Annotated in this window: 20 protein-coding genes; 13 read left to right on the plus strand and 7 right to left on the minus strand. The window is 67.9% G+C overall.

What is annotated here, in order from left to right:
- The first annotated feature begins 637 nt into the window (after window positions 1–637).
- A complete protein-coding gene (gene plsY / locus AC1Q7Q_RS24765; protein WP_492376130.1) occupies window positions 638–1255 on the plus strand; it encodes a glycerol-3-phosphate 1-O-acyltransferase PlsY in 618 nt (205 codons plus the stop codon).
- Between the two features lie 66 nt (window positions 1256–1321).
- Here plsY and AC1Q7Q_RS24770 read toward each other — a convergent pair whose 3' ends face one another.
- A complete protein-coding gene (locus tag AC1Q7Q_RS24770) occupies window positions 1322–1615 on the minus strand; it encodes a GYD domain-containing protein (protein WP_492376131.1) in 294 nt (97 codons plus the stop codon).
- Here AC1Q7Q_RS24770 and AC1Q7Q_RS24775 point away from each other — a divergent pair.
- Window positions 1614–1784 (plus strand): hypothetical protein, encoded by a 171-nt coding sequence (locus AC1Q7Q_RS24775; RefSeq protein ID WP_492376132.1) that lies wholly within the window; start codon window positions 1614–1616, stop codon window positions 1782–1784. The genes AC1Q7Q_RS24770 and AC1Q7Q_RS24775 overlap by 2 nt on opposite strands.
- Window positions 1785–1819: 35 nt before the next feature.
- On the opposite strand, the gene AC1Q7Q_RS24780 is transcribed toward AC1Q7Q_RS24775, so the two are convergent.
- Window positions 1820–3097, minus strand: coding sequence for an ATP-binding protein (locus tag AC1Q7Q_RS24780; RefSeq protein WP_492376133.1), 1278 nt, complete (start codon window positions 3095–3097; stop codon window positions 1820–1822).
- Window positions 3094–3825 carry a response regulator gene (locus AC1Q7Q_RS24785; protein ID WP_492376134.1) on the minus strand — a complete coding sequence of 244 codons (732 nt, stop codon included), beginning with the start codon at window positions 3823–3825 and terminating at the stop codon, window positions 3094–3096. Before AC1Q7Q_RS24785 ends, AC1Q7Q_RS24780 begins: the two co-directional genes overlap by 4 nt.
- 330 nt (window positions 3826–4155) lie before the next feature.
- On the opposite strand from AC1Q7Q_RS24785, the gene AC1Q7Q_RS24790 reads away from it, so the two are divergent.
- From AC1Q7Q_RS24790 to AC1Q7Q_RS24805, 4 genes are read left to right on the plus strand one after another with little or no spacing between them, the layout of a single operon-like run.
- Window positions 4156–5640: an MdtA/MuxA family multidrug efflux RND transporter periplasmic adaptor subunit gene (locus AC1Q7Q_RS24790; protein WP_492376135.1), complete on the plus strand. Its 1485-nt coding sequence runs from the start codon at window positions 4156–4158 to the stop codon at window positions 5638–5640.
- Between the two features lie 9 nt (window positions 5641–5649).
- Window positions 5650–8811: an MdtB/MuxB family multidrug efflux RND transporter permease subunit gene (locus AC1Q7Q_RS24795; RefSeq protein ID WP_492376136.1), complete on the plus strand. Its 3162-nt coding sequence runs from the start codon at window positions 5650–5652 to the stop codon at window positions 8809–8811.
- On the plus strand, window positions 8811–12107 hold the full coding sequence (locus AC1Q7Q_RS24800; protein WP_492376137.1) for an efflux RND transporter permease subunit: 3297 nt from the start codon (window positions 8811–8813) through the stop codon (window positions 12105–12107). The genes AC1Q7Q_RS24795 and AC1Q7Q_RS24800 overlap by 1 nt, the downstream gene beginning before the upstream one ends.
- 9 nt (window positions 12108–12116) lie before the next feature.
- Complete coding sequence (locus AC1Q7Q_RS24805) at window positions 12117–13607, plus strand: efflux transporter outer membrane subunit (protein ID WP_492376138.1); 1491 nt, start codon at window positions 12117–12119, stop codon at window positions 13605–13607.
- Window positions 13608–13645: 38 nt separating this feature from the next.
- On the opposite strand, the gene AC1Q7Q_RS24810 is transcribed toward AC1Q7Q_RS24805, so the two are convergent.
- Together AC1Q7Q_RS24810 and AC1Q7Q_RS24815 are read right to left on the minus strand one after the other, a co-directional pair.
- Window positions 13646–15073, minus strand: a complete 1428-nt coding sequence (locus tag AC1Q7Q_RS24810) for a sensor histidine kinase (RefSeq protein WP_492376139.1) — start codon at window positions 15071–15073, stop codon at window positions 13646–13648.
- Window positions 15066–15767: a response regulator gene (locus AC1Q7Q_RS24815; protein WP_253933184.1), complete on the minus strand. Its 702-nt coding sequence runs from the start codon at window positions 15765–15767 to the stop codon at window positions 15066–15068. The genes AC1Q7Q_RS24810 and AC1Q7Q_RS24815 overlap by 8 nt, the downstream gene beginning before the upstream one ends.
- Before the next feature lie 373 nt (window positions 15768–16140).
- Between AC1Q7Q_RS24815 and AC1Q7Q_RS24820 the strand changes: the two genes are divergently transcribed.
- Window positions 16141–17118: a tripartite tricarboxylate transporter substrate binding protein gene (locus tag AC1Q7Q_RS24820; RefSeq protein WP_492376140.1), complete on the plus strand. Its 978-nt coding sequence runs from the start codon at window positions 16141–16143 to the stop codon at window positions 17116–17118.
- 23 nt (window positions 17119–17141) lie between these two features.
- On the opposite strand, the gene AC1Q7Q_RS24825 is transcribed toward AC1Q7Q_RS24820, so the two are convergent.
- The gene (locus AC1Q7Q_RS24825; RefSeq protein WP_492376141.1) at window positions 17142–18047 is read right to left on the minus strand and encodes a LysR family transcriptional regulator; all 906 of its coding nucleotides are present in this window, start codon (window positions 18045–18047) and stop codon (window positions 17142–17144) included.
- 117 nt (window positions 18048–18164) lie between these two features.
- On the opposite strand from AC1Q7Q_RS24825, the gene AC1Q7Q_RS24830 reads away from it, so the two are divergent.
- Complete coding sequence (locus AC1Q7Q_RS24830) at window positions 18165–18629, plus strand: PACE efflux transporter (protein WP_492376142.1); 465 nt, start codon at window positions 18165–18167, stop codon at window positions 18627–18629.
- A gap of 96 nt (window positions 18630–18725) precedes the next feature.
- On the opposite strand, the gene AC1Q7Q_RS24835 is transcribed toward AC1Q7Q_RS24830, so the two are convergent.
- Entirely contained in the window at window positions 18726–18935 is a 210-nt protein-coding gene (locus AC1Q7Q_RS24835) for a YMGG-like glycine zipper-containing protein (protein ID WP_150992709.1), read from the minus strand.
- A 343-nt stretch (window positions 18936–19278) separates the two neighbouring features.
- On the opposite strand from AC1Q7Q_RS24835, the gene AC1Q7Q_RS24840 reads away from it, so the two are divergent.
- The 5 genes from AC1Q7Q_RS24840 to dacB all read left to right on the plus strand — a co-directional run bounded on the left by AC1Q7Q_RS24840 (window position 19279) and on the right by dacB (window position 24585).
- Complete coding sequence (locus AC1Q7Q_RS24840) at window positions 19279–20559, plus strand: flavin-dependent oxidoreductase (protein ID WP_492376143.1); 1281 nt, start codon at window positions 19279–19281, stop codon at window positions 20557–20559.
- Window positions 20560–20711: 152 nt separating this feature from the next.
- Complete coding sequence (locus AC1Q7Q_RS24845) at window positions 20712–21830, plus strand: ABC transporter substrate-binding protein (protein ID WP_492376147.1); 1119 nt, start codon at window positions 20712–20714, stop codon at window positions 21828–21830.
- Window positions 21827–22330 carry a DUF3237 domain-containing protein gene (locus AC1Q7Q_RS24850; protein ID WP_492376144.1) on the plus strand — a complete coding sequence of 168 codons (504 nt, stop codon included), beginning with the start codon at window positions 21827–21829 and terminating at the stop codon, window positions 22328–22330. The genes AC1Q7Q_RS24845 and AC1Q7Q_RS24850 overlap by 4 nt, the downstream gene beginning before the upstream one ends.
- Before the next feature lie 60 nt (window positions 22331–22390).
- Window positions 22391–22978 (plus strand): MarR family winged helix-turn-helix transcriptional regulator, encoded by a 588-nt coding sequence (locus tag AC1Q7Q_RS24855; protein ID WP_492376145.1) that lies wholly within the window; start codon window positions 22391–22393, stop codon window positions 22976–22978.
- 71 nt (window positions 22979–23049) lie between these two features.
- Complete coding sequence (gene dacB, locus AC1Q7Q_RS24860; protein WP_492376146.1) at window positions 23050–24585, plus strand: D-alanyl-D-alanine carboxypeptidase/D-alanyl-D-alanine endopeptidase; 1536 nt, start codon at window positions 23050–23052, stop codon at window positions 24583–24585.
- Window positions 24586–24854: the final 269 nt, after the last annotated feature.

Consider the following 24854-nt stretch of genomic DNA (forward strand, 5'->3'; position numbering starts at 1 on the left):
TTGTCTCGGAGGACGAGCGCCGTGGGTGTGAGCGCGGCCCTCGCGCACGGGCCACGGTGCCCACCACGAAACCAGAGGGGGGTGAAGCAAGGCGCCGCTCGCGCCGGTACGGCAGGGCATCAAATGGCCGGGCACCCGCCGCTAGAGACAAAACCACGAAACCACCAAGGCAGGCAGGATCGTGGCGCTGCGCACCGCGAACGGCAGATGCCCGAACGCGCATCGAGCAAAGCGATCAGGGGCACCACCACGTGACCATTGGGTCATGCAAGTGCGATGTCCTTTGAGTCGGTAGGATCCGCCAGCCAACACTCCGGGCCGTACGACGCAACCACAGAGGCAAAAACAGCCTTATTGCTCTGCCCCCGGCAGGGCGGCTTTCTTTTCGTTAGTTTTCTTTGCCGGTCAAAGAAAAGTGACCGGCAGCCCCCGCAGGGGGATGTCGTATGGCACTGGGGTCCAAAAACCAACGCCGCTCAAAGAAATAGCGACCACCCCCGCAGGGCAATGTCGTACGGCACTGGGGTCCAAACGCCATCGCCGCTGACAAAAGCACCACCCCCCTCGAACGCCCCCCCATCCCCCCATCCATCCTTCCACGCTACAATCCCGCCAGCCTAAAACCCCCAATTCCCACATGGCCAATCTGATCTTCGCACTAGCCGCCTACCTGATCGGCTCCATTTCCTTTGCCGTCGTGGTCAGCAAGGCCATGCGCCTGCCCGATCCGCACACCTATGGCTCCGGCAACCCTGGTGCCACCAACGTGCTGCGCAGCGGCAACAAGAAGGCCGCCATCCTGACGCTGATCGGCGATGCCCTGAAGGGCTGGCTGGCGGTCTGGCTGGCGCAGCGCTTCGGCCCGGCGTACGGGGTCGACGACACGGGCATCGCGCTGGTGGCGGTGGCGGTGTTCCTGGGCCACCTGTTCCCGGTGTTCTTCCGCTTTGCGGGCGGCAAGGGCGTGGCCACCGCGGCCGGCATCCTGTTTGCCATCGACCCGCTGCTGGGCGCGGGCACGATGGCGACCTGGCTGATCGTGGCCTTCTTCTTCCGTTACTCGTCGCTGGCGGCGCTGGTGTCGGCGGTCTTTGCGCCTTTCTTCTATGTCCTGATGTCGGGTGTGGACGTGCTCGCCGGCGCGGTATTCGCGATCAGCGTGCTGCTGGTGGTGCGGCACCGCGCCAACATCGAAAAGCTGCTGGCCGGCAAGGAAAGCCGCATCGGCGAGAAGAAAAAGGCGCCAGGCGCCTGAGCGCCGTGTCAGACAGTAAAAAGCCCGCACAATGATGCGGGCTTTTTGATGCCGGCTGGCAAGTGGCTACGGCAGCTTGCTGAGGATGCCGTTCATCTCGTCAGTGGAGAAGGCACGCAGCGTCTGGCTGCGGACGTTGCCCGCCATGCCCAGGGCCAGGCCGAATGCGGTCATGGTGGCATCGTCGGGCGCGGTAAAGGTCGCTACCAGGTCATATTGCCCGAGCGTCCAGAAGATATCTTTCATTTCGATGCCGCTTGCCTTTGCCATTTCGCGAACAGCCGCGGCGCGCTTGGTTGTGTCCTTGACGGTACGGATTCCCTGGTCGGTGAAGTTTAGAAGCGTGACGAAAGTTGCCATGATGCGTCTCCTGATCCACTGGATTGGCGCTACGCGTTGCCTAAGCGCACTGAGCAACTACTCGCAGCAAGCTGCGTACCACGCAAGCCAGCGTATGGCCGGCGTGGCCATGGCGTCAGCAGGCAGCCCCCGTGCAGGGGAAAACCGCCTGAATGTGTTCCAGATCTGATACGAGCCGGGACGCCGCCGTCCGGCGGCCGACGCTCAGGCCGCTTGTGCCAGCGCCGCGAACGGAAACACCATTTCCACCCGCAGGCCGCCCTCGTCCCGGTTTGCCAGCACCAGGCGGCCGCCCGCCTGGCGCACCAGCCGGTCGACGATGGCCAGGCCCAGGCCCGAGTGCGCATTGCCGCCGCGCGCCGGGTCCAGCCGCACGAACGGCAGGGTGACCTTTTCCATAGCGTCAGGCGGAATGCCTTCGCCATGGTCCTCCACCACCATGTGCCAGCCGTCGGCCTGGCGCGAGGTGCTGAGCAGCACCGGCGCTGCCCCGTAGGCATAGGCGTTGTCGATCAGGTTGCCGACGATACGGTCGAGCTGGGTGGCGATCATGCGGAAGCCCTCGCCTGCCATCAGCGAGACCTCCACCGGCTTGTCCTGCTCGGCCAGCGAGGCGGCCAGCTCGCCGATGCGGCGATCGACCGGCACCGGCCGCGCCGCGGGTTCGCCGCTTTGGGCAAAGGTCAGGAACTGCTCGACGATGGCGGACATGGACTCGACATCGCGCGTGACGCCGGCTGCGGCCTTGGGGTCGGCCAGCATCTCCGCGCGCAACCGCAACCGCGCCAGCGGCGTCTTGAGATCGTGGGCGATGCCGGCAAGCATCGTATTGCGCTCCTGGTCGATGCGGGTCAGGTCAGCCATCATGCGGTTGAAGCGCACGATCAACTGGCGCAGCTCGTGCGGGCCGCGCTCACGCAGCGGCTTGACGGCGTGCTGGCGCGACAGCTGCTCGGCCGCAGCCGCCATGTCGCGCACCGGGCGCTGGATCTGCCAGGCAATCAGCAGGGCCACGGCCATGGCGACACCGACCACCAGGATCACGCCTGGCAACAGGCGGTTGTCGGGTGGCGGGTTGACCACCCACAGCGCCGGCATCGCGATCCAGTCCTGCCGGTGCGGCAGCTTGACCCAGATGCGCGTGGTCTGGTCTTCCTCGAGCCGTACCTGGGTCCCGGGCGGCATGCGCTGAGAGAACTGCTCGACCAGCCGCCGCGCGCGGCCCTTGGCCGCCACGGTGTGCTCGGCCGCGCTGGCCTCGCTGGCCACTTCCACCAGGCTTGGCAGCTTGATGGGCGGCTGAGCGGCAAGCGCGCGCTGGATGCTCTCGAACTGGAACATCATCTGCTCGACGGAGTAATCCACCTGCTGCTGGCGGCGATCCATGCGCAGGATCGCGAGCCAGGAGAAATGGCTCAGCACCAGCACCGCTGCGATCAGCAGCGCGATGCGTCCGAACAGCGTATCGATGCGCAGCTTCATTGGGCAATGTCTTCGGCTTCGTCGGGCACAAAGGTGTAACCGCGCCCCCGTACCGTCTGGATGTAGCGGGGACGCTGGGCGTCTTCGTCGAGCAGGCGGCGCAGGCGCCAGATCTGGACGTCGATGCCGCGGTCGCTGATGCCGCTCGCGGTGCCATACATCAGCTCCACGATGCGCTCGCGCGACAGTACCTCAAGCGGGTGCATCAACAGCAGCTTGAGCAGCGCGAACTCGGTATCGCTGATCGCCACCGGGTCGCCGCTGCGCACCAGCGAGCGCTGGCGGAAGTTGACGCGGAATGGCCCGAAGGCCATGCCCTCGCGGTCTTCCGGCGCGGCCGCGGGGCGGGCCAGCTTGCGGCGCAGCACGGCATTGATCCGCGCCAGCAGCTCGCGCGGCGAGAATGGCTTGCCGAGATAATCGTCCGCGCCGATCTCCAGCCCCACGATGCGGTCGATCTCGTCGCTGCGCGCGGTCAGCAGGATCACGGGAATGTCGTCGTTCTTGGCACGCAGGTTGCGCAATGCGGTCAGCCCATCCACCTTGGGCATCATCAGGTCGAGCACGATCAGGGCGGGGCGCTCGCGCTCCAGGCGTGCCTGCAAGCCTTCGCCATCGTGCAGCACGGACACGGCAAAGCCCTGCTGGGTGAGGTATTCGCGCAGCAGGTCGCGGAGTTCGGGATCGTCGTCCACGACGAGGATCTGGGTAGGCTGATTGGCTCGCATAGGCAGATGATAGCTAGGCTGGGCGCGGCAATCCGGGCGAATTGTTTCAGGGCATTACACCCGGGCTGCTGGTAATGATCTGTAAGATTGGCCGCCCGCGCTGAAACATGGGTGCCGCCAGCGCGCATTATGCTTCGCTTATGTTGCCGTTGCCGGCGGTCGCCGGTCAGGACGGCCCCGCCCGACGCCGCCCGGCCAGCGCGTAATCGCGCATGAAGCCGCGTGCTGCCAGCGGCACGTGCCGACGGCGTTGCGGCATACTTCTGCCTCTCATACCCCGAAAATCGTTCAAACGCGTTTTTGTTGACGCGTCGCTCCCAGGATCCGGTCATGGCCAACCCCGAAGAACATCAACCGGCTAAGCTGCCACCGCCGCCCAAGGCTGCCTCGCGCCGCCGCAAACTGATCGCCGCCGCGCTGATCCTGCTGCTGGCCGGCGGCGGCTGGTATTGGTACAAGCATCGTACGCCCGCAGCCGGTGCCGCAGGCGCGCCCGGCGGCACTAACGGCAGCCGTGGTGGCCCTGGCGGCCCCGGCGGCCCTGGGGGTCCCGGCGGCCAGCGCTCGCCGGTGGTGGTCAGCACCGTGGCCAAGCGTAATATGGACGTCATCCTCAACGGCCTGGGCAATGTCACGCCCGTGGCCAATGTGACCGTGCGGGCCCAGGTGTCGGGTCCTCTGCTCAAGGTCCTGTTCAAGGAGGGCCAGATGGTCAAGGCCGGCGACGTGCTTGCCGAGATCGACCCACGCCCGTTCCAGGCCACGCTGGACCAGGCCGTGGGCACGCTGGCGCGCGACCGCGCCCTGCTGGAGAACGCCCGCCTGGACCAGAAGCGCTACCGCACGCTGCTCGGCCAGGATTCCATCTCCAGCCAGCAGGTAGACACCCAGGACGCCCTGGTGCGCCAGTATGAAGGCGTGGTCAAGACCGACCAGGCCAACGTGGACAGCGCCCGCCTGCAACTGGGCTACACCCGCATCATGGCGCCGGCCTCCGGCCGCATCGGCCTGCGCCAGGTCGACCCGGGCAATATCATCAGCACCAGCGACACCAACGGCATCGCCCTGATCACCCAGATCCAGCCGATCGCGGTGCTCTACACCATCCCTGAAGACAACCTGCCGTCGGTGCTCAAGCGGCTGCACGCGGGCGAGACCATTCCCGTCCAGGCCTGGGACCGCCAGGCCCGCAACCGCCTGGCCGATGGCACGCTGCTGACCACCGACAACCAGATCGACACCACCACCGGCACGGTCAAGCTCAAGGCGATCTTCCAGAACCAGGACGGCCTGCTGTTCCCGAACCAGTTCGTCAACATGCGCACCAAGGTGGACACGATCGAGGACGCCACCGTGGTACCGGTGGCGGCAATCCAGCGCGGCCAGCAAGGCACCTTTGTCTATGTCGTCGACGACAGCAGCAAGGTCAAGGTCCAGGTGGTCGCGCTCGGCACGAGCGACGGCGATCGCACCGTGGTGACCAAGGGCCTGCAGCCCGGCCAGCGCGTGGTGGTCGACGGTGCCGACCGGCTCAAGGAAGGCATGACGGTGGAAACCGTGGACCCGGCAGCGCGCGCAGCCGCGCTGGTACCGGCCAGCGCGCCGCGCGGGCGCGGACGGCGCCGCGATGGTGGCGCCAGCGGCGCGGCCGGCGCGGCCGGCGCCTCCGGCGTGCCGGGTGCCTCGGGTGACTCGGGTGCCTCGGGTGCGCACGGTGAAGGGCGCCGTCACCGCGACGGCGCGAGCGCGGCTGCAACGGATGGCGGCGGCAGCGCTGGCGCCCCGGCGGGCGCGGCGCCCCAGCGGCCGCAGTAAGGACCCAGCATGAATCCCTCACGCTTGTTCATCGAGCGGCCGGTCGCCACCGCGCTGCTGATGGTCGCCATCCTGCTGTCGGGCCTGGTGGCCTTCAGGCTGCTGCCGCTGTCGGCGCTGCCGGAGGTCGATTACCCGACCATCCAGGTCACCACGCTGTATCCGGGCGCCAGCCCGGATGTGATGACCTCGTCCATCACGGCGCCGCTGGAGCGCCAGTTCGGCCAGATGCCGGGCCTCAAGCAGATGTCGTCGTCCTCCTCGGGTGGCGCCTCGGTGATCACGCTGCAGTTCGAGCTCACGCTGTCGCTGGACGTGGCCGAGCAAGAGGTGCAGGCCGCCATCAATGCCGGCGGCAACCTGCTGCCGGCGGACCTGCCGATGCCACCGGTGTACAGCAAGGTCAACCCGGCCGACGCGCCGATCATGACGCTGGCCATGACGTCCGACACCATGCCGCTGCCCAAGCTGCAGGACATGGTGGACACCCGCGTGGCGCAGAAGATCTCGCAGCTGCAGGGCGTGGGGCTGGTGAGCATCAGCGGCGGGCAGCGCCCGGCAGTGCGCATCCAGGCCAACCCGACCGCGCTGGCCGCGCTCGGCATGTCGATCGACGACCTGCGCACGGCGATCGGCAGCGCCAACGTCAACGGCGCCAAGGGCAGCTTCGACGGCCCCGCGCGCGCCTCCACCATCGACGCCAACGACCAGCTCAAGTCCGCCGACGAGTACCGCCAGATCATCGTCGGCTACCAGAACGGCGCGCCGATCCGCATCACCGATGTGGCCAACATCGTCGACGGGCCCGAGAACAGCCGCCTGGCGGCCTGGGCCAACGACAAGCCGGCCATCGTGCTGAGCATCCAGCGCCAGCCCGGCGCCAATGTGATCGAGGTGGTCGACCGCATCAAGGCCCTGTTGCCGCAATTGCAGAACGCGCTGCCGGCCTCGGTCAAGGTGCAGTTGCTGACCGACCGCACCACCACCATCCGCGCCTCGGTGCGCGACGTGGAGTTCGAACTGCTGCTGGCGGTCGCGCTGGTGGTGATGGTGATCTTCGTCTTCCTGCGCAACGTGCCGGCCACCATCATCCCGGGCGTGGCGGTGCCGCTGTCGCTGGTGGGCACCTTCGGCGTGATGTACCTGGCGGGCTTCTCGATCAACAACCTGACGCTGATGGCACTGACCATTGCCACCGGCTTCGTGGTGGACGATGCGATCGTGATGATCGAGAACATCATGCGCTACATCGAGAAGGGCGATTCGCCCATGGAGGCGGCGCTCAAGGGATCCAAGCAGATCGGCTTCACCATCATCTCGCTGACGTTCTCGCTGGTGGCCGTGCTGATCCCCCTGCTGTTCATGGGCGATGTGGTCGGGCGCCTGTTCCGCGAGTTCGCCATCACGCTGGCGGTGTCGATCCTGATCTCGGCGGTGGTCTCGCTGACGCTCACGCCGATGATGTGCGCGCGCCTGCTGCACCATGTGCCCGAAGAGAAGCTCTCGCGCTTTCACCGCGCCAGCGGCCGCTTCTTCGACAACGTGATCGACCGCTACGGCCGCGCGCTGGAATGGGTGCTGGACCGCCAGAAACTCACCTTGCTGGTCGCCGTTGGCACCATGGTGCTGACCGTGCTGTTGTACATGCTGGTGCCCAAGGGCTTCTTCCCGGTGCAGGACACCGGCGTGATCCAGGGCATTACCGAAGCGTCCCAGACCACATCGTTCCCCGCCATGGCAGCGAAGCAGCAGGCAGTGGCCAAGGTGGTGCTGGAAGACCCGGCGGTGGAAAGCCTGTCGTCCTTCATCGGCGTGGACGGCACCAACACCACGCTCAACGCCGGGCGCCTCTTGATCAACCTGAAGCCCAAGGACCAGCGCAGCGACTCCATCGAGGACGTGACGCGCCGCCTGCAGGCCGCGGTCGACAAGCTCGGCGGGGTTTCGCTCTACACCCAGCCGGTGCAGGACCTGACCATCGAGGACCGCGTGGCACGCACGCAGTACCAGTTCACCGTGCAGGACCCGGACCCCACCACGCTGGCCACCTGGGTGCCGAGACTGGTCGAGCGCCTGAAGCTGGAGCCGGAGCTGCGCGACGTGGCCAGCGACCAGCAGAACAACGGCCTGCGCGCCTACGTGGATATCGACCGCGACGCCGCGGCGCGCTTCGGCATCACCACCGCGGTGATCGACAGCGCGCTGTACAGCGCCTTCGGCCAGCGCCTGGTGTCGACCATCTTCACGCAGGCGAGCCAGTACCGCGTGGTACTGGAGGCCATGCCTCAATTCCGCACCGATCCGCAGTCGCTGGCGGAACTGCGCCTGCCCTCCTCCTCCGGCGGGCAGGTGCCGCTGGGCGCGTTCGCGCGCATCAGCGAGCGCACGGGGCCGCTGGTGATCAACCACCAGGGCCAGTTCCCTTCCGCCACCATTTCGTTCAACCTGGCACCGGGCGAATCGCTCGGCGCCGCGGTCGACAAGATCGCCAAGGTGGAGCAGGAAATCGGCCTGCCGATCTCGATGCAGACTGATTTCCAGGGCGCCGCGCTGGCCTTCCGCGCTTCGCTGTCCAACACGCTGTGGCTGATCCTGGCCGCGGTGATCACGATGTACATCGTGCTGGGCGTGCTCTATGAGAGCACCATCCATCCCGTGACCATCCTCTCGACCCTGCCCTCGGCCGGCGTAGGCGCGCTGCTGGCGCTGCTGGTCTCGGGCCAGGACCTGGGCATCATCGCGATCATCGGCATCATCCTGCTGATCGGTATCGTCAAGAAGAACGCCATCATGATGATCGACTTCGCGCTCGAGGCCGAGCGCGAGGGCGGCATGGCGCCGCGCGAGGCGATCTTCCAGGCTTGCCTGCTGCGCTTGCGCCCCATCCTGATGACCACCATGGCGGCCCTGCTGGCGGCGCTGCCGCTGATGCTGGGCACCGGCATCGGCTCGGAGCTGCGCCGCCCGCTGGGCATCACCATGGTGGGCGGCCTGCTGGTCAGCCAGGTGCTGACGCTGTTCACCACGCCGGTGATCTACCTGGCGTTCGACAGCGTGGCAACGCGCCTGAAAGCCTGGCGCCAGCGCCGGTTTGGCGACGACACGGGTGGTGGCGCAGGTGGTGGCGCAGGTGGCAGTGAAGCCGGGCACGCTCCGGAGCCGAGGCCGTAATGAACCTGTCGGCCACTTTCATCCATCGCCCGGTCGCCACCGCGCTGCTGACCATCGGCATCCTGCTGGCGGGGCTGGCGGCACTGCGGCTGCTGCCGGTGTCGCCGCTGCCGCAGGTGGATTTCCCCACCATCTCGGTGTCGGCCTCGCTGCCCGGCGCCAGCCCCGAGACCATGGCCGCTACCGTGGCCACGCCGCTGGAACGCGCCCTGGGCGCCATTGCCGGCGTCACCGAGATCACCTCCAGCAGTTCGCTGGGCTCGACCCGCATCACGATGCAGTTCGAGCTCTCGCGCGACATCGACGGCGCCGCGCGCGACGTGCAGGCCGCCATCAATGCCTCGCGCGCCACGCTGCCCACCAGCCTGCCGAGCAACCCGACGTACCGCAAGGTCAACCCGGCCGATGCGCCGATCATGATCATCGCGCTGACCTCGCCCACCATGACGCGCGGCCAGCTCTACGATGCGGCCTCGACCATCCTGGCGCAGAAGATGTCGCAGATCGAGGGCGTGGGCCAGGTCACCATCGGCGGCTCGTCGCTGCCGGCGGTGCGGGTGGAGCTCAACCCCACGGCGCTCAACAAGTACGGTGTCTCGCTGGAGGATGTGCGCAACACCATCAGCGCCACCAACGCCAACCGTCCGCTCGGCTCGCTCGAAAACACCACCACCAACTGGCAGGTCTACGCCAACGACCAGGCCATGAAGGCGGCGGACTACATGCCGCTGATCGTGCGTTACGCCACGCCGGGCACCTACTCGTCGGCCTCGGCCGGTGCGCTGATCGCCAGCACGGCCAACGCCACCGCGGGCGGCGGCGTGAGCACCAAGACCGTCAACGGGGTCACCACCACTACGCTGACCACCAGCAGCGGCACCACCACCATCAGCACCGGCGCCACCGGCGGCAACACCAGCAGCGGCGGCCCGAACTCCTTCGCAGTGCCGATCCGGCTGTCGGACGTGGCGCGGGTGACCGACTCGGTGCAGGACATCCGCAACGCCGGCTCCGCCAACGGCCAGCCCTCGGTGCTGCTGGTGCTCAACCGCTCGCCCGGCGCCAACATCATCGAGACGGTGGACCGCGTCACCGAGATGCTGCCGTCGCTGCAGCAGATGATCCCGTCCGCCATCAAGATGGAAGTGATGATGGACCGCACCCCCACCATCCGCGGCTCGCTGCGCGAGGTGGAGCACACCCTGATGATCTCGGTGGCGCTGGTGATCATGGTGGTGTTCCTGTTCCTGCGCAATGTGCGCGCCACGCTGATCCCTAGCGTGGCGGTGCCGGTGTCGCTGATCGGCACCTTCTCGGTGATGTACCTGGCCGGCTTCTCGCTCAATAACCTGTCGCTGATGGCGCTCACGGTCGCCACCGGCTTCGTGGTGGATGACGCCATCGTGGTGCTGGAGAACATCTCGCGGCACATCGAGGAAGGCATGAAGCCGCTCGAAGCCGCGCTCAAGGGCTCGCGCGAAGTTGGCTTCACGGTGCTGTCGATGAGCTTGTCGCTGATCGCGGTGTTTATCCCGCTGCTGATGATGGGCGGCATCGTCGGGCGGCTGTTCCAGGAGTTCGCCATCACCTTGTCGGTGGCGATCCTGGTGTCGCTGGTGGTCTCGCTCACGGCCACGCCGATGATGTGCGCGCGCCTGCTCAAGCCGGTGCGCCCCGAGCGCCAGGGCCGCCTCTACCGCGCCAGCGAACGCGTGTTCACCTGGATGCACGACGGGTACTCACGCACGCTGGCGGTGGCGCTGCGCCACAGCACGCTGGTGTGGCTGGTGCTGCTGGCCACCATCGGCCTCAATGTCTGGCTCTACATGATCGTGCCCAAGGGCTTCTTCCCACAGCAGGATACAGGGCGCCTGATCGGCTTTATCCGCGCCGACCAGGCCACCTCGTTCCAGGCCATGCGGCCCAAGCTCGATAACTTCATCAAGATCGTGCAGTCCGATCCGGCGGTGGTCAATGTGACGGGTTTCACCGGCGGCTCGCAACGCAATACCGGCCAGATGTTCGTTACGCTCAAGCCGATTGCCGAGCGCGAATCCGCCGATGCCATCGTGGCACGCCTGCGCGTCAAGCTCGCCAAGGAGCCCGGCGCAAGCCTGTTCCTGACCTCGGTGCAGGACATCCGCATTGGCGGGCGCCAAAGCAGCTCGGCCTACCAGTTCACGCTGCAGTCGGACGATCTCGACGTATTGCGCGAGTGGGAGCCCAAGGTGCGCGCGGCCATCTCCAACCTCAAGGGGCTGGAAGACGTCGACACCGACACCAACGACAAGGGCTTGCAGACCTCGGTGATCATCGACCGCGACACCGCGTCCAAGCTCGGCGTCTCCGCGCAGCAGATCGATGCGGTGCTCAACGATGCCTTCGGCCAGCGCCTGGTGTCCACCATCTACAATCCGCTCAACCAGTACCGGGTGGTCATGGAGCTCAGCCCCGAGTACCTGGAAGGCCCGCATGCGCTCCAGGATGTCTATGTGGTCACTGGCGGTGGCAAGCGTGTGCCGCTGTCGGCCTTCGCGCGGTTCACGCCCACCAGCACGCCGCTGGGCGTCAATCACCAGGGCCAGTTCGCGGCCTCCACCATCTCCTTCAACCTGGCCGAGGGCGTCTCGCTATCGCAGGCGACCGACATGGTCAAGGACGCGATGGCGCGCATTGGCGTGCCGGAGACGCTGCAGGCCAACTTCCAGGGCAGCGCCAAGGCCTTCCAGGATTCGCTCAAGAGCCAGCCGCTGCTGATCCTGGCCGCGCTGATCACCATCTATATCGTGCTCGGCATGCTGTACGAGAGCTACGTGCATCCGCTCACCATCCTGTCCACCCTGCCGTCGGCCGGCGTCGGCGCGCTGCTGGCGCTGCTGGCCTCGGGCACGGACTTCAGCATCATCGCGCTGATTGGCGTGATCCTGCTGATCGGCATCGTCAAGAAGAACGCCATCATGATGATCGACTTCGCCATCGACGCCGAGCGGCGCGAGGGCCTGTCGCCGCATGACGCCATCTACCGCGCCTGCCTGCTGCGTTTCCGCCCGATCCTGATGACCACCATGGCGGCCCTGCTCGGCGCGATACCCCTGGCGATCGGCCACGGCGACGGTGCCGAGCTGCGCGCGCCGCTGGGCATCTCCATCGTCGGCGGGCTGGTGGTCAGCCAGTTGCTGACGCTGTACACGACGCCCGTGGTGTACCTGACGCTGGACCGCTGGCGCCTGAAGGTGAAAGCCTGGCGCCAGCGCCGCTCCGCCGTGCCTGCGGCCACGGCCAGCCTCGAACCCTGAATGCGATCCATGAACGCTTTTCTTCGCCTCCCTGCCCTCTCCGTCCCCGCGACCGTGCTGACGATAGCCTGCGCCCTGCTGCTGGGCGGCTGCGCCGTGGGCCCCGACTACAAGCGGCCTGACGCGCCCAGCACCCCGGCCTTCAAGGAAGCACCCGCCGACACCTCGCAGTGGGGCACGTGGAAACCGGCCGAGCCACAGGATGCCAGCGCGCGCAGCAACTGGTGGGCGGTGTTCAGCGATCCGGCACTCGACACGCTGATGTCGCAGGTGCAGGTATCCAACCAGAACATCAAGGCGGCCGAGGCGCAGTACCGGCAAGCGCTGGCCGCGCTGCAATCGGCGCGCGCCGGCTACTTCCCCACGCTGGGCGCATCGGCCGGGCTGAGCCGCGCGAGCGGCAGCAGCGGCCTGATCGGCAACAGCCAGAACGCCACGCTGTCGGCCAGCTGGGAAATCGATGTGTGGGGCCGCGTGCGCAGGCAGGTGGAAAGCAGCGAAGCCAGCGCGCAGGCCAGCCAGTCCGACCTGGCTTCGACCTTGCTGTCGACCCAGTCCACGCTGGCGCAGAGCTATTTCCTGCTGCGCATCGCCGACCAGCAGAAGGCCTTGCTTGACCGCACGGTAGTCGACTACGAGAAATCCCTGCAGCTGGTACGCAACCAGTACGCAGCCGGCACCGCCCAGCGCTCGGACGTGCTGCAATCCGAGACCCAGCTCAAGTCCGCGCAGGCGCAGCAGATCGATATCCAGATCACGCGCGCGCAGCTCGAGCACGCCATCGCCATCCTGACTGGCAAGCCGCCGGCCGACCTCTCCATCGCGCCGCAGGACTATGCCGCCGCCGTGCCGCGCGTGCCTATCGCGGTGCCGTCGGCGCTGCTGGAACGCCGGCCCGATATCGGCGCGGCCGAGCGCCGCATGGCCGCGGCCAACGCGCAGATCGGCGTTGCGCAGGCGGCGTATTACCCGACGCTGTCGCTGTCGGCCACCGGCGGGCTTTCCGCCGGCACGCTGGCGCGCTGGCTGTCGCTGCCGGACCGCGTGTGGTCGATCGGCCCGGCGCTGGCCGGCACGCTGTTCGACGGTGGCCTGCGCAGCGCGGCCAAGGCGCAGGCGGTGGCGGCCTATGATCAGACCGTGGCCAACTACCGCCAGACGGTGCTCGCCGCGTTCCAGGAGGTCGAGGACAACCTGGCCGGCGCGCGCCTGCTGGAGCAAGAAGGCGTGGTGCAGAACGACGCGCTGCGTTCGGCGCGTGATGCGCTGGCCCTGGTCAACAACCGTTACCGCGCTGGCACCGCCAGCCTGCTGGACGTACTGACCGCGCAGACCACCGCCTACACGGCGGAGCGCACCTACTTGACCATCGTGGGCCGCCAGTACACGACCAGCGCGGTGTTGATCAAGGCGCTGGGCGGCGGTTGGCATATCGAGACGGATAGCGCGTCCAATACGGCGCCGGCTGGCACAGCGCCCGGCAGCTCGGCAACGCAATAGCGAATGGCGAATGGCGCGGTGGGAGCCTTCGCGCCGCCCTATGCCGGCGCGAAGCGCACCCGCGCCAGCAGGCCCCTGCCCTGCGCGCCATCCAGCAGCGCCAGCGACGCGCCATGCGCCACGGCGATGTCGCGCACGATGGTCAGGCCAAGCCCCGAGCCAGTGGGCGCCGCCTCACCGGGCGCCTTCAAACCCGCCGCCTTGCCGCGGTAAAACGGCTCTAGCACCGCCGCGCGTTCCGCGGCGGGAATGCCGGGGCCGTCGTCCTCCACTTCCAGTACCACCGCCTCGCCCGCGCGCAAGACACGCGCCGTGACCATGCCGCCCGATGGCGTATAGCGCAGCGCGTTGTCGACCAGGTTGGTCACCAGCTCGTGCAGCAGATCGGTGCCGCGCACTGGCTGCGCGCCCTCGCCTTCGAAGCCCAGGTCGATGCGGCGCGCACGCGCGGCGGGCGTGAGCTCAAGGCAGACCTCTTTCACCAACGCCGCGAGGTCCAGCGCGCGCGGCGCCTCGGCCCCGCCGTGGGCGGCGCGCGCCATCGACAGCAGGCGCTCGGCCAGCGCGGCCATGCGCGCGGTGCTGTCGGCCAGGCCCTGCGCGATGCGCCGCTGCTCGTCGGGATCGCGCTCGCGCGCGGCCAGCTGGGCCTGCGTGTGCAGCACGGCTAGCGGCGTGCGCAACTGGTGCGCCGCGTCGGCGATAAAGCGGCGCTGCGCGGCGAGCACCTGTTCCAGCCGCGCCATGTAGCCGTTCATGGCCTCCACCAGCGGCGCGGTCTCGCGCGGGGCGCTGTCGAGCGGCAGCGGCGTGGTGGCGCCGGGCTGGCGTTGCGCCACGGCTTCGCGCAGCGCATCGAGCGGCGCCAGCGCGCGCCGCGTGAACAGCCAGATCACCAGCACCGCGGCCAGCACCAGCATCAGTTGGCCCCACAACACATCGAACAGGATGTTGCGCGTCAGCGCCTGGCGCGAGTCCAGCGTCTCGCCCACCTCGATCAAGGCCATGCCGCCGCGCGTGCCGCTGGCGTCCATCACCGGCTGGCGCAGCGCGGCGATGCGGATCGGCTGGCCACGGTAAGTACGGTCGTAGAAGCTCACCAGCGCGGGATACAGCTTGGTGCGCGGCTGGCTGGCATCGAATGGCGGCAGGTCGTCGTAGCCCGAGACGAACTCGCCATGCACGCCGCTGACGCGGTAGAACATGGTGGCGTTCATGCCCACCTCGAAGGTATCGAGCGAGATATACGGCACGTCCACGCGCACGCCTTCGGGGGTCAGCGTGATGCGCTCGGAAATGTTGCGCGCCGATGCCAGCAAGGTACGGTCATAGGCCTGGTTGGCGGATTCCAGCGCGTTGGAGTAAGCCACCACGCCGTACGCGGCCTGCAGCGCCAGCATGGGCGGGATCAGCCACCACAGCAGGCGTGCGCGCAGGCTGGCGGCGCGCTTGCGCGGCTCAGCCAACGCTGGGCTCCAGCACGTAGCCCAGCCCGCGCAAGGTCACGATAGCGGCGCCCGAGCCTTCGAGCTTGCGGCGCAGGCGATGCACGTAGACCTCGATCACGTCCGGCTGGGTGTCGTCGGCCAGGGTGAAGATACTAGCGTAGATGCGGTCCTTGCTGACGGTCTTGCCGGGCGGCGTCATCAGGATCTCCAGCACCGCATGCTCGCGCGGCGTCAGCGCCAGCGGCACGCCGCCCACCTGGAAATGGCGCGACACCGTATCGAACCCCAGGCCGCCGCACACCACCAGCGGCGCCTCGGTCTGGCGCGCGCGGCGCAGCAGCGCCTTCACGCGCGCCTCGAACTCGGCCAGGTCGAAGGGCTTGGCCATATAGTCGTCGGCGCCCAGGTCCAGGCCCTTGACCCGGTCGCCCACTTCGCCGCGCGCGGTCAGGATCATCACCGGCACGCGGCAGCCGCGAGCGCGCAGGCGCGCGAGCAGGTCCAGGCCGTCGCGGTCGGGCAGGGTCAGGTCCAGCAGCACCAGCGCGTAGTCACTGCCGGCCCCGCCCGCGCTGCCGGCGTGCGTGCTGAACAGCAAGGATTGCGCACTGGCCGCGTCGGCCGCGCGCTCCACGGTGAAATGCAGCGCGCGCAACGCCTGCATCACCCAGGTGGCCAGTTCATCGTGGTCCTCGACCAGCAGTACTCTCATGGGAAGGTGTTCTCCTGCTTGTTTCCAGCTGGCGTCACGCTATGTCATGCGCATGGTTTGCTCCCCTCTCCCGCATGGCGGGAGAGGGGACGGGGGAGAGGGCGGGCGCTCAATACACCGTCGTGCTGTACCAAACCAAAGGGCTCCGCTTCAAGTGGCTCCTAGCTGAGCCACCCCTCTCCCCGGCCCTCTCCCCCTGAGGGGAGAGGGAGAGACAGCCGTCGTCGTAGCGCGCGGCTTTGGCCTGTTCGGCGGCTTCGGTCAATGCCTCAGGTTTGCTACGTTATGCCGGATTTTCGCATTGCCAGCCAGCAGATTTTTCGGGATTTCCCGGTAAGCTGTCTGCCGTCCACTCACCCCCCGAGGAGAATCGATGCGCCACGTCCTGGCCGCCCTGCGCTTTGCCTGCGCGGCGCTCGCCCTTGCCGCCGCCTGCGCGCGGCCGGCGGCCGCCGCGCCGGAGTGCATCGTGCCTGCCAAGCCCGGCGGCGGTTTCGACCTGACCTGCAAGCTGGCGCAGCGTGCGCTGCTCGAAGCCGGGTTCACCGAGCAGCCGATGCGGCTGGCCTACATGCCGGGCGGCATCGGCGCGGTGGCCTACAACAGCATCGTGGCGCAACGCCCCGCCGAGCCCGACACCATCGTCGCCTTTTCAGACGGCTCCCTGCTGGCGCTGGCCCAAGGCAAGTTCGGCAAGTACGGCGCGGCGGACGTGCGCTGGGTCGGCGCGCTCGGCACCGATTACGGCGTGATCGCGGTACGCGCCGATTCGCCCTTCAAGACCCTGAAGGACCTGGTGGCCGCGCTCAGGTCGGATCCGGACCAGGTACTGTTCGGGGCCGGCGGCACCATCGGCAACCAGGACTGGATGAAGGCCGCGCTGGTGGCGCGGCAGGCCGGCGTGGGTTACAAGCGCATGCGCTTCGTGGGTTTCGAGGGTGGCGGCGAGGCCTTCACGGCACTGCAGGGCGGGCACGTCCAGGCGGTGTCCGGCGACGCATCGGAGGCCGCCATGCAGCTCGGCGCGGGCGGCATCCGCATCCTGGCCGTGCTGGCGGCGCAGCGCCTGCCCGGCAGGCTGGCCAGCGTACCCACCGCGCGCGAGCAGGGCTTCGACATCGTCTGGCCCATCCTGCGCGGCTTCTACATGGGCCCCAAGGTTGCACGGGCCGACTACCAGCGCTGGGCCAGCCGCTTCGAACGCCTCCAGGCCAGCCCGGCATTCGCCCGGCTGCGCGCGGAGCAGGGCCTGTTCCCGGCTGACCTGGGCGGCGCTGACCTGGATACTTATGTGCGGCGAACGGTGCAGCGCTATAGCACGCTGGCGAAGGAATTCGGGCTTACCCGATAGCGCCGAGAAGCTGCCGGCATCGGCTACGGGCGGGCAGGCACCTCCGGACGCGGCAGCGGCTGCTTGCTCACCCGCTCCTTGAGCCAGGTCGCGGCCTTGCCGAGCGGCCGCTGCTTGTGCCACACCAGCTCCATCGCCACCGGCCAGTCCTGGTCGTCGAACTCCAGCGCGGGCGACACCAGTTGCGTGCCCGCCGGCGAGTTGGCCGCCACGTGCCAGGGCACGAAGGCCCAGCCCAGCCGGCGCTTGACCAGTTCTACGATGACCCACTGGCTCTCCACCCACCAGACTTCGGCGGCCACGCGCAGCCGCATTTTTTCCTCGCTGTCGGTACGGGTGGCCACCATCAGCTGCCGGTAGCGCTTCAGTTCCTCCCAGCCCACGCGCTGGTCCGCAAGCGGATGGTCTGGCGCGCAGATGATCCGCATCGGCACCCAGCCCAGCGCGCGGAAACCCAGCTCCGGCGGAAGCACCTCCTGGCGCCACATGATTCCCAGGTCGGCGCAACGCTCCAGCACCAGCCGGCTGACGTCTTCCATCAAGGGAAACAGCAGCTCCAGTTCCACCGCCGGGAAGCGCTCGGAGAACTCTTCCAGCATCACGCCCAGGGTTTCCTCCGGATAGAGTTCGTCCACCGCCAGCACCAGGCGGCTCTCCACGCCCTCGCCCAGGCTCTTGGCCACGCCACGGAAATGCTCGCAACGCTCCAGGATCACGCGGGCCTCGGCCAGCAGGCGTTCGCCCGCGGCGGTCAGGGTGGGATAGCGCCCGCCGCGGTCGAACAGCTGGTTGCCCAGGTCGATCTCGAGATTGGACACGGCCGCGCTGACAACCGACTGGGCCTTGCCCAGCCGGCGCGCGGCTGCGGAGAAAGAGCCACATTCGGCGGCCGCGGCAAAGGCCTGCAATTGTTCGAGCGAGAGGCTCATGTCGATTCCTTGGGACGGGTCGCTGCCCATCCATCGTTTTAAGCGATAGAACCCAACTTTACCATCCCCGAATACTCGATAGAATGCCCTCTATTCACACGCCAGACAGGAAGTATCATGCGCAGCACCAAGGACAGAATTCGTCACACCATCGGCTTTGAAGTGATCGGCTTGCTGATTGTCGCGCCCGTGGGCAGCTGGGTCTTTGGCTTCGCCCTTCACCAGATCGGCATCCTCGCCGTGGTGGCGTCGTTGATCGCCGCCGGCTGGAACTACCTCTACAACGTGCTGTTCGACAAGGCCATGCTGCGGTTCACCGGGCAGTTGCGCAAGCCGGTGGCCGTGCGGGTGCTCCACGCCATCTTGTTCGAACTGGGCCTGCTGGTGGTGTTCCTGCCGATGGTGGCGTGGTATCTCGACATGAGTTTGTTCGATGCATTCATCATGGACATCGCCCTGGCGGCCTTCTATGTGGTCTATGCGTTCGTCTACAACTGGGCCTACGATACCGTGTTCCCGGTAGCCAACGCCGCGGGGAAAAGCGGGACTGCCACAAAGGCGGTCGCGAAGTCAGCCTGCTGAGCCAGCGATCAGGCAGCAAAAAGCGGATGCCGATGGCATCCGCTTTTTGCTTTTTGGCCAGCCACTTCGCATGGCTGCGCGTGGCCGCATTATTCCTTACCGGCGTTCTGGCGTCGCCACGTTGCCAACCACACCGCCCAGCGCCGCGCCACCGATGGTGGCCGCCGGGCCGCCGATCAGTGCAGCGCCGGCCACACCGCCGACACCCGCGCCGATGGCGGTATTGCGCTGCTTGGGCGTCATGTCGGCGCAGCCCGCCACGCTCAGGAGGGTGGCAAGCAGGATAGACAGGGTTACGGTACGCATGATGAAGCTCCTTGTGGAATTTGTTTTGCGCCTGGCAATGCCCCCAGGCATCGTTATCGCGTTTGCCGCAAGGTCCATGCTTCGCGGCAGGTACTTTCACTATGGGGCCCGGGGCCGCTCTGCGGAACCGGGGCTTGGCCGAACATCGTGTCAGCGGATTCCCACAAATCCCGTGCTCAGGACGTGCATGCGGCGCTTGCTTGCGGGTTTCCCCGCACGCCGCCGATCTTGAAGCCTTCGCGCATTTAGTTATACTCTATAACAATATTGCCAGTGGCCGCCGGCTCCGCATGGAGCACCCGCGCGGCCCGGGAATTCCATAACAAGCTGTGGAGACAACACCATGAAGATCGCGATCGCCGGTGGCGGCATCGGCGGCCTGACGCTGGCACTGCTTTGCCACCGGCACGGCATCGAGGCCGAGGTCTGGGAAGCCAGCGAGACGCTGCGCCCGCTCGGCGTGGGCATCAACCTGCTGCCGCACGCGGTGCGCGAGCTGTCCGAGCTGGGGTTGCACGATGCACTGGCCGAGCTGGCGGTGCAGACCTCGTCCCTGTCCTACTACAACAAACTTGGCCAGCGCATCTGGCACGAGCCGCGCGGGCGCGCGGCGGGCTACGGCCAGCCGCAGTTCTCCATCCATCGCGGCGAATTCCAGATGCTGCTCTACCGCACCGTGGTGGAGCGCCTGGGCGCCGAGCGCGTGCATGCCGGCCATACGTTCGAAGCGGTCACGAGCACCGGCGCGCGCGCGGGCGATCCCGTGGAGTTCACGCTGCGCCGGCGCAGCGACAACGCGCAAGTCACGGCGCGGGCCGATGTGCTGGTGGGCGCCGACGGCATCCACTCCGCCGTGCGCCGCCACTTCTATCCGCAGGGCGACGCGCCGCGCTTCTCGCGCCGCACGCTGTGGCGCGCCGTCACCGAGGCGCCGCCGTACCTGGATGGCAGCTCGATGTTCATGGCGGGCCACCAGGACCAGAAGTTCGTGGCCTACCCGATCTCCGAGCCGCTGCGCCGCCAGGGGCGCTCGCTGGTCAACTGGATCGCCGAGCTGCGCGTGCCCGACAGCGCGCCGGATACCCCGCCGCGCAGCGACTGGAACAAGCAGGTCGACAAGTCCGTGTTCCGCGAAGCCTTTGCGAACTGGCGCTGGGACTGGATCGACATCCCCGCGCTGATCGACGGCGCACAGGCCATCTACGAATTCCCCATGGTCGACAAGGACACGCTGCCGCGCTGGACCTTCGACCGCGTGACGCTGCTAGGCGACGCCGCCCACCCGATGTACCCGATCGGCTCCAACGGCAGCGCGCAGGCCATCCTCGATGCGCGCTACCTGATGGACAGCCTCCTGGCCAACGGCGCGCCGCGCGACGCCTGCGGCACCGGCCATGCGTTGCGCGAGTACGAAGCGGAACGGCTGCCGCGCACCGCGGCCATCGTGCTGCGCAACCGCATGAACGGGCCCGAGCAGGTCATGCAGCTGGCCGAGCAGCGCGCGCCGCAAGGCTTCAGCGATATCGAAACCGTGATCCCGCGCACCGAGCTCGAAGCGATTGCGCTGCGCTACAAGCAGCTCGCCGGCTTCGACCGGCAATCGCTGCAGGTGCCGCCGCGCTAAGCGGGCCGCGCGCCTCTGTGATTACGCCAGTCCGTCGTATCATGCCCCCCGACCGGCCCTGAGAAGCCGGTGTTATTCGAAGAAAAGGAGACATCTTGCCGCGCCCCAGCCCTACACGCCTTGCCACACCCGCCAGCCGCCTTGCGCTCGCCATCACCGCCAGCCTTGCCGCCGCGCTCGGCGCCGCGCCCGCGCTTGCCGAGGTGACGGTCGGCGTCAGCATCGCGTCGACCGGCCCCTCGGCCTCGCTCGGCATCCCGCAGAAGAACAGCATGCCCTTGCTGCCGGAGACCATCGCCGGCGAGAAAATCCGCTACATCGTGCTGGACGACGGCTCCGATCCCACCCAGGCCACCAAGGTGGCGCGCCGCTTCGTCAGCGAAGACAAGGTCGACATCATCCTCGGCTCGTCGGCGGTGGCGCCGTCGATCGCGATTGCCGAAGTCGCCGACGAGAGCCAGACCGTGCAGCTGGCCTTCTCGCCGATCGAGCTCAAGCCCGGCCGCGGCGAATGGACGTATCGCCTGGCCCAGCCGGTCAAGCTGATGGCCGAGGCCGTGGCGGATGCCGCGCACGCCAGAGGCATCAAGACCATCGCCTTCATCGGCTTTGCCGACGCCTACGGCGAGACCTGGCTCAAGGAGTTCACCACCGCCGCCACCGCGCGCGGCATGCGCCTGGTGGCCACCGAACGCTATGCGCGCTCGGACACCAGCGTGACCGCGCAAACGCTCAAGCTGATCGCCGCCCGCCCCGACGCGGTGCTGATCGCCGGCGCCGGCACCGGCGCGGCCCTGCCGCACACCACGCTGCGCGAGCGCGGGTACGCGGGCCCGGTCTACCACACGCACGGGGCGGCCACCAAGGACCTGATCCGCATCGGCGGCAAAGCCGTCAACGGCTCCATCCTGCCCGCCGGGCCGGTGATCGTGGCCGAGCAGCTGCCGGACAGCGCCGCCACCAAGAAGCCGGGGCTGGACTACGTGGGCCGCTACGAGAAGCAGTACGGGCCCGACACCCGCACCCAGTTCGGCGCCCACCCCTATGATGCGGGCCTGGTGCTGCAGCGCATCGTGCCGGTGGCGCTCAAGCAGGCCAAGCCAGGCACGCCGGAGTTCCGCCGCGCGCTCAAGGCCGCGCTGGAGAGCGAGCGCAATATCGTGGTGTCGCATGGCGTGCTGAACTACACCGCGCAGGATCATTTCGGCTTTGACACCCGCGGCCGCGTGATGCTGACCATCGACAATGGCAACTGGAAGCTGCTGAAATGACCTCCGCGCCCTTTGCCATCGCCGCCCTGCCCACGCCCACGCTGGAGCATGTGGCGGACTTCAGCTTCCGGCTGGCGCCGGTCACCGAGGTGGGCGCGAGCGCGCTGGGCAACCGGCGGGTCATCCCCATTCTCGATGGCGTCGTTTCCGGGCCGCGCCTGCAAGGGCGCATCCTGCCCGGCGGCGCGGATTTCCAGCTGGTGCGCCACGACGCCGGCAACGGCATCGTCGTGGCCGACATCGAGGCCCGCTATGTGCTGGAGACCGACGACGGCGCGCGCATCTACATCGTCAACGCCGGCGTGCGCAGCGGCCCCGCCGCGCTGATCGCGCGCCTGGCCGGCGGCGAGATCGTCGACCCGCGCCTGATCTATTTCCGCACCGCGCCCCGCTTCGAGACGGCGGCGCCCGGCTACGACTGGCTCATGCAGCACCTGTTTGTCGCCACCGGCGCCCGCTATCCGGACCGGGTGGAAATGCGGTATTTTCGCGTCGTATAGGCGGCCCGGTTTCTCAGGCAGCCATCGCCACCCACATCCATCGACCGACGCCAAGGCCTCATGACCACAGCAAAGGCGCGAGCGCGCCGCAGCCGCGATGCCCTCGCCCCCGATCCCGCCGGCGCCAGCCGGGCAGCCGATGCGCCCGGTGGATTCGACCCGCATATCGCCAATGTCGACTACGGCGTGCTGGACGGCCTGGTCGGCTACGCCATCCGCCGCGCGCAGATCCGTATCTACGAAGACTTCGTGCAATCGCTGGCGCAGTGGCACATCACGCCGCCGCGTTTCTCCGCGCTCGTGATCGTCTCGCGCAATCCGCTGCTCAAGCTGACCGAGCTGGCCAGCATCCTGGGCATCGCGCGCTCGGGCGCGGTGCTGCTGGTCGACGCGCTGGAAGACATGAAGCTGGTGGCGCGCCGCCCGGCGCCGCACGATCGCCGCGCCTACAGCCTGGTGCTGACCCCGACGGGACGGCGCACGCTGGAAGCCGCCACCGCCGCGGTGTGCGCGCACGATGCGCGCGTCGCGGGGGCATTGTCGGCGCAGGAACAAGATACGCTGCGCACGCTGCTCGGAAAGCTCGCGCCGCCGCAGGCGATCGGTGCGGCCCGTTTGGAAGATCCCGCAAACGCCGCAGAAGACTAGACGGAGTTCCTGCGGAAAAACCTGCGGAAATCGCATGGCGGCGTCATCCGCGCCCAGGCCCATGCGTTAACATGGGCACCATGCCGAATCGCCCTTCCCCCATTCTTCACCGCCTGCTGCCGCTTTGCGCCGCCGGGCTGTTGTGCCTCAGCGGCGTGAGCACCGCCGCCGCCAAGACCCCCGTTCACAAGGCCAAGGCCGCCCACGCCGCGGCCGAGTCCGCCGAGCCGCGCTCAGGCCTGCCGGGCAGCGTAACGGCCGCGCTCAAGCGCGCGCATGTGCCCGCCTCGGCCACCAGCTTCTACGTGATCAAGGTCGGCGCGCCAGCGCCCCGCGCAAGCTGGAACGCGCAAACGCCGATGAACCCGGCTTCCACCATGAAGCTGGTCACCACCTTCGCCGGGCTCCAGCTGCTTGGCCCCGGTTACCGCTGGCAGACCGCGCTGTACGCCGACAACCAGCCAGGCGCCGACGGCACCGTCAACGGCAACGTCTACCTGCGCGGCTATGGCGACCCCAAGCTGGTGCCGGAAGAAATGGCCAAGCTGGTCAACAGCGCCCGCATCGCGGGCGCCACCACCATCAATGGCGACCTGGTGCTGGACCGCAGCTACTTCGATTCCGCGCTCGACAAAGGCACCACCATCGATGGCGAAACCCAGCGCGCCTACAACGTCAGCCCCGACGCGCTGCTCTACGCCTTCAAGACGCTGTCGTTTACCATCACGCCCGACCCGGCCAACCAGTCGGTCGCGGTATCGGTCACGCCCGCGCTGGCGCAGCTCAAGCTCGACAACCGCCTGGCGCTGTCCCACGGTAAATGCGGCGACTGGTCGGCACGCGCGCGCCCCGCCGTCACGCCACAGCCCGACGGCACCGTGCTGGCCTCCTTCGACGGCAGCTACGCCGCCGACTGCGGCGAACACGTGGTCAACATCGCCACGCTCTCGCACAACGAATTCACCTGGGGCGGCTTTGTCGCCGAATGGCAACTGGCCGGCGGCCGCTTCACCCACCAGCCAGCCCTGCGCATGGGCCGCGCCCCGCGCAACGCCTTCCTGCTGGCACGCCACTACGGCCAGCCCCTGTCGGAAATCGTGCGCGACATCAACAAGTTCTCGAACAATGTGATGGCCCGCCAGCTTTACCTGACCATCGGCGCGGAGATGGACCGCAGCGGCCCGGCCAGCACCACCCGCTCGGCCAAGGTGGTGCAGCGCTGGCTGGCGCGCCAGGGGCTGGACATGCCCGGCCTGGTACTGGACAACGGCTCCGGACTATCGCGTGAAGAACGCATCAGCGCCTACGATATGTCGCGGCTGCTGCAGCAAGCGCTGGCCAGTGAAGTCGGCCCGGTGCTGATCGATTCACTGCCGATCCTCGGCGTGGACGGCACGCTGCGCAACCGCCTGACGCGCGCCGGCGCGGCCGGCAATGCCTACATGAAAACGGGAACGTTGAACGACGTCCGGGCGCTGGCCGGCTATGTCGATGCGCTGAACGGCGACCGCTATGTGGTGGTCAGCTACATCAACCACGCCAACGCAGCACAAGCCCGCGAAGCCCACGACGCCCTGCTGCAATGGGTGTATCAGGGCGCACCCTGAGTGGCGTGATACTGGCAGCCGGCACGGGAGAAGGTGAGATCGCGCCCTTGCCAGCGCCCGCCCTCTCCCCCGGCCCCTCTCCCACAAGTGGGAGAGGGGAGCCAACCGACGGCAAGATCAACCAACTGTGGTAGCCGTGTTTCCCGCCCGAAGGGGCGGGAAACACCCACGGCGATGCGAAGCGAGCCGTGGAGGTGTTCAGAGGCCGTATGGGGCGCCTCGGGCTTCGGCGAAAAGAGCGGAAAAGAGGGACCCATGTCTGAGTATCG

This window comes from Cupriavidus sp. GW823-FHT07A04 (genome assembly GCF_058794615.1).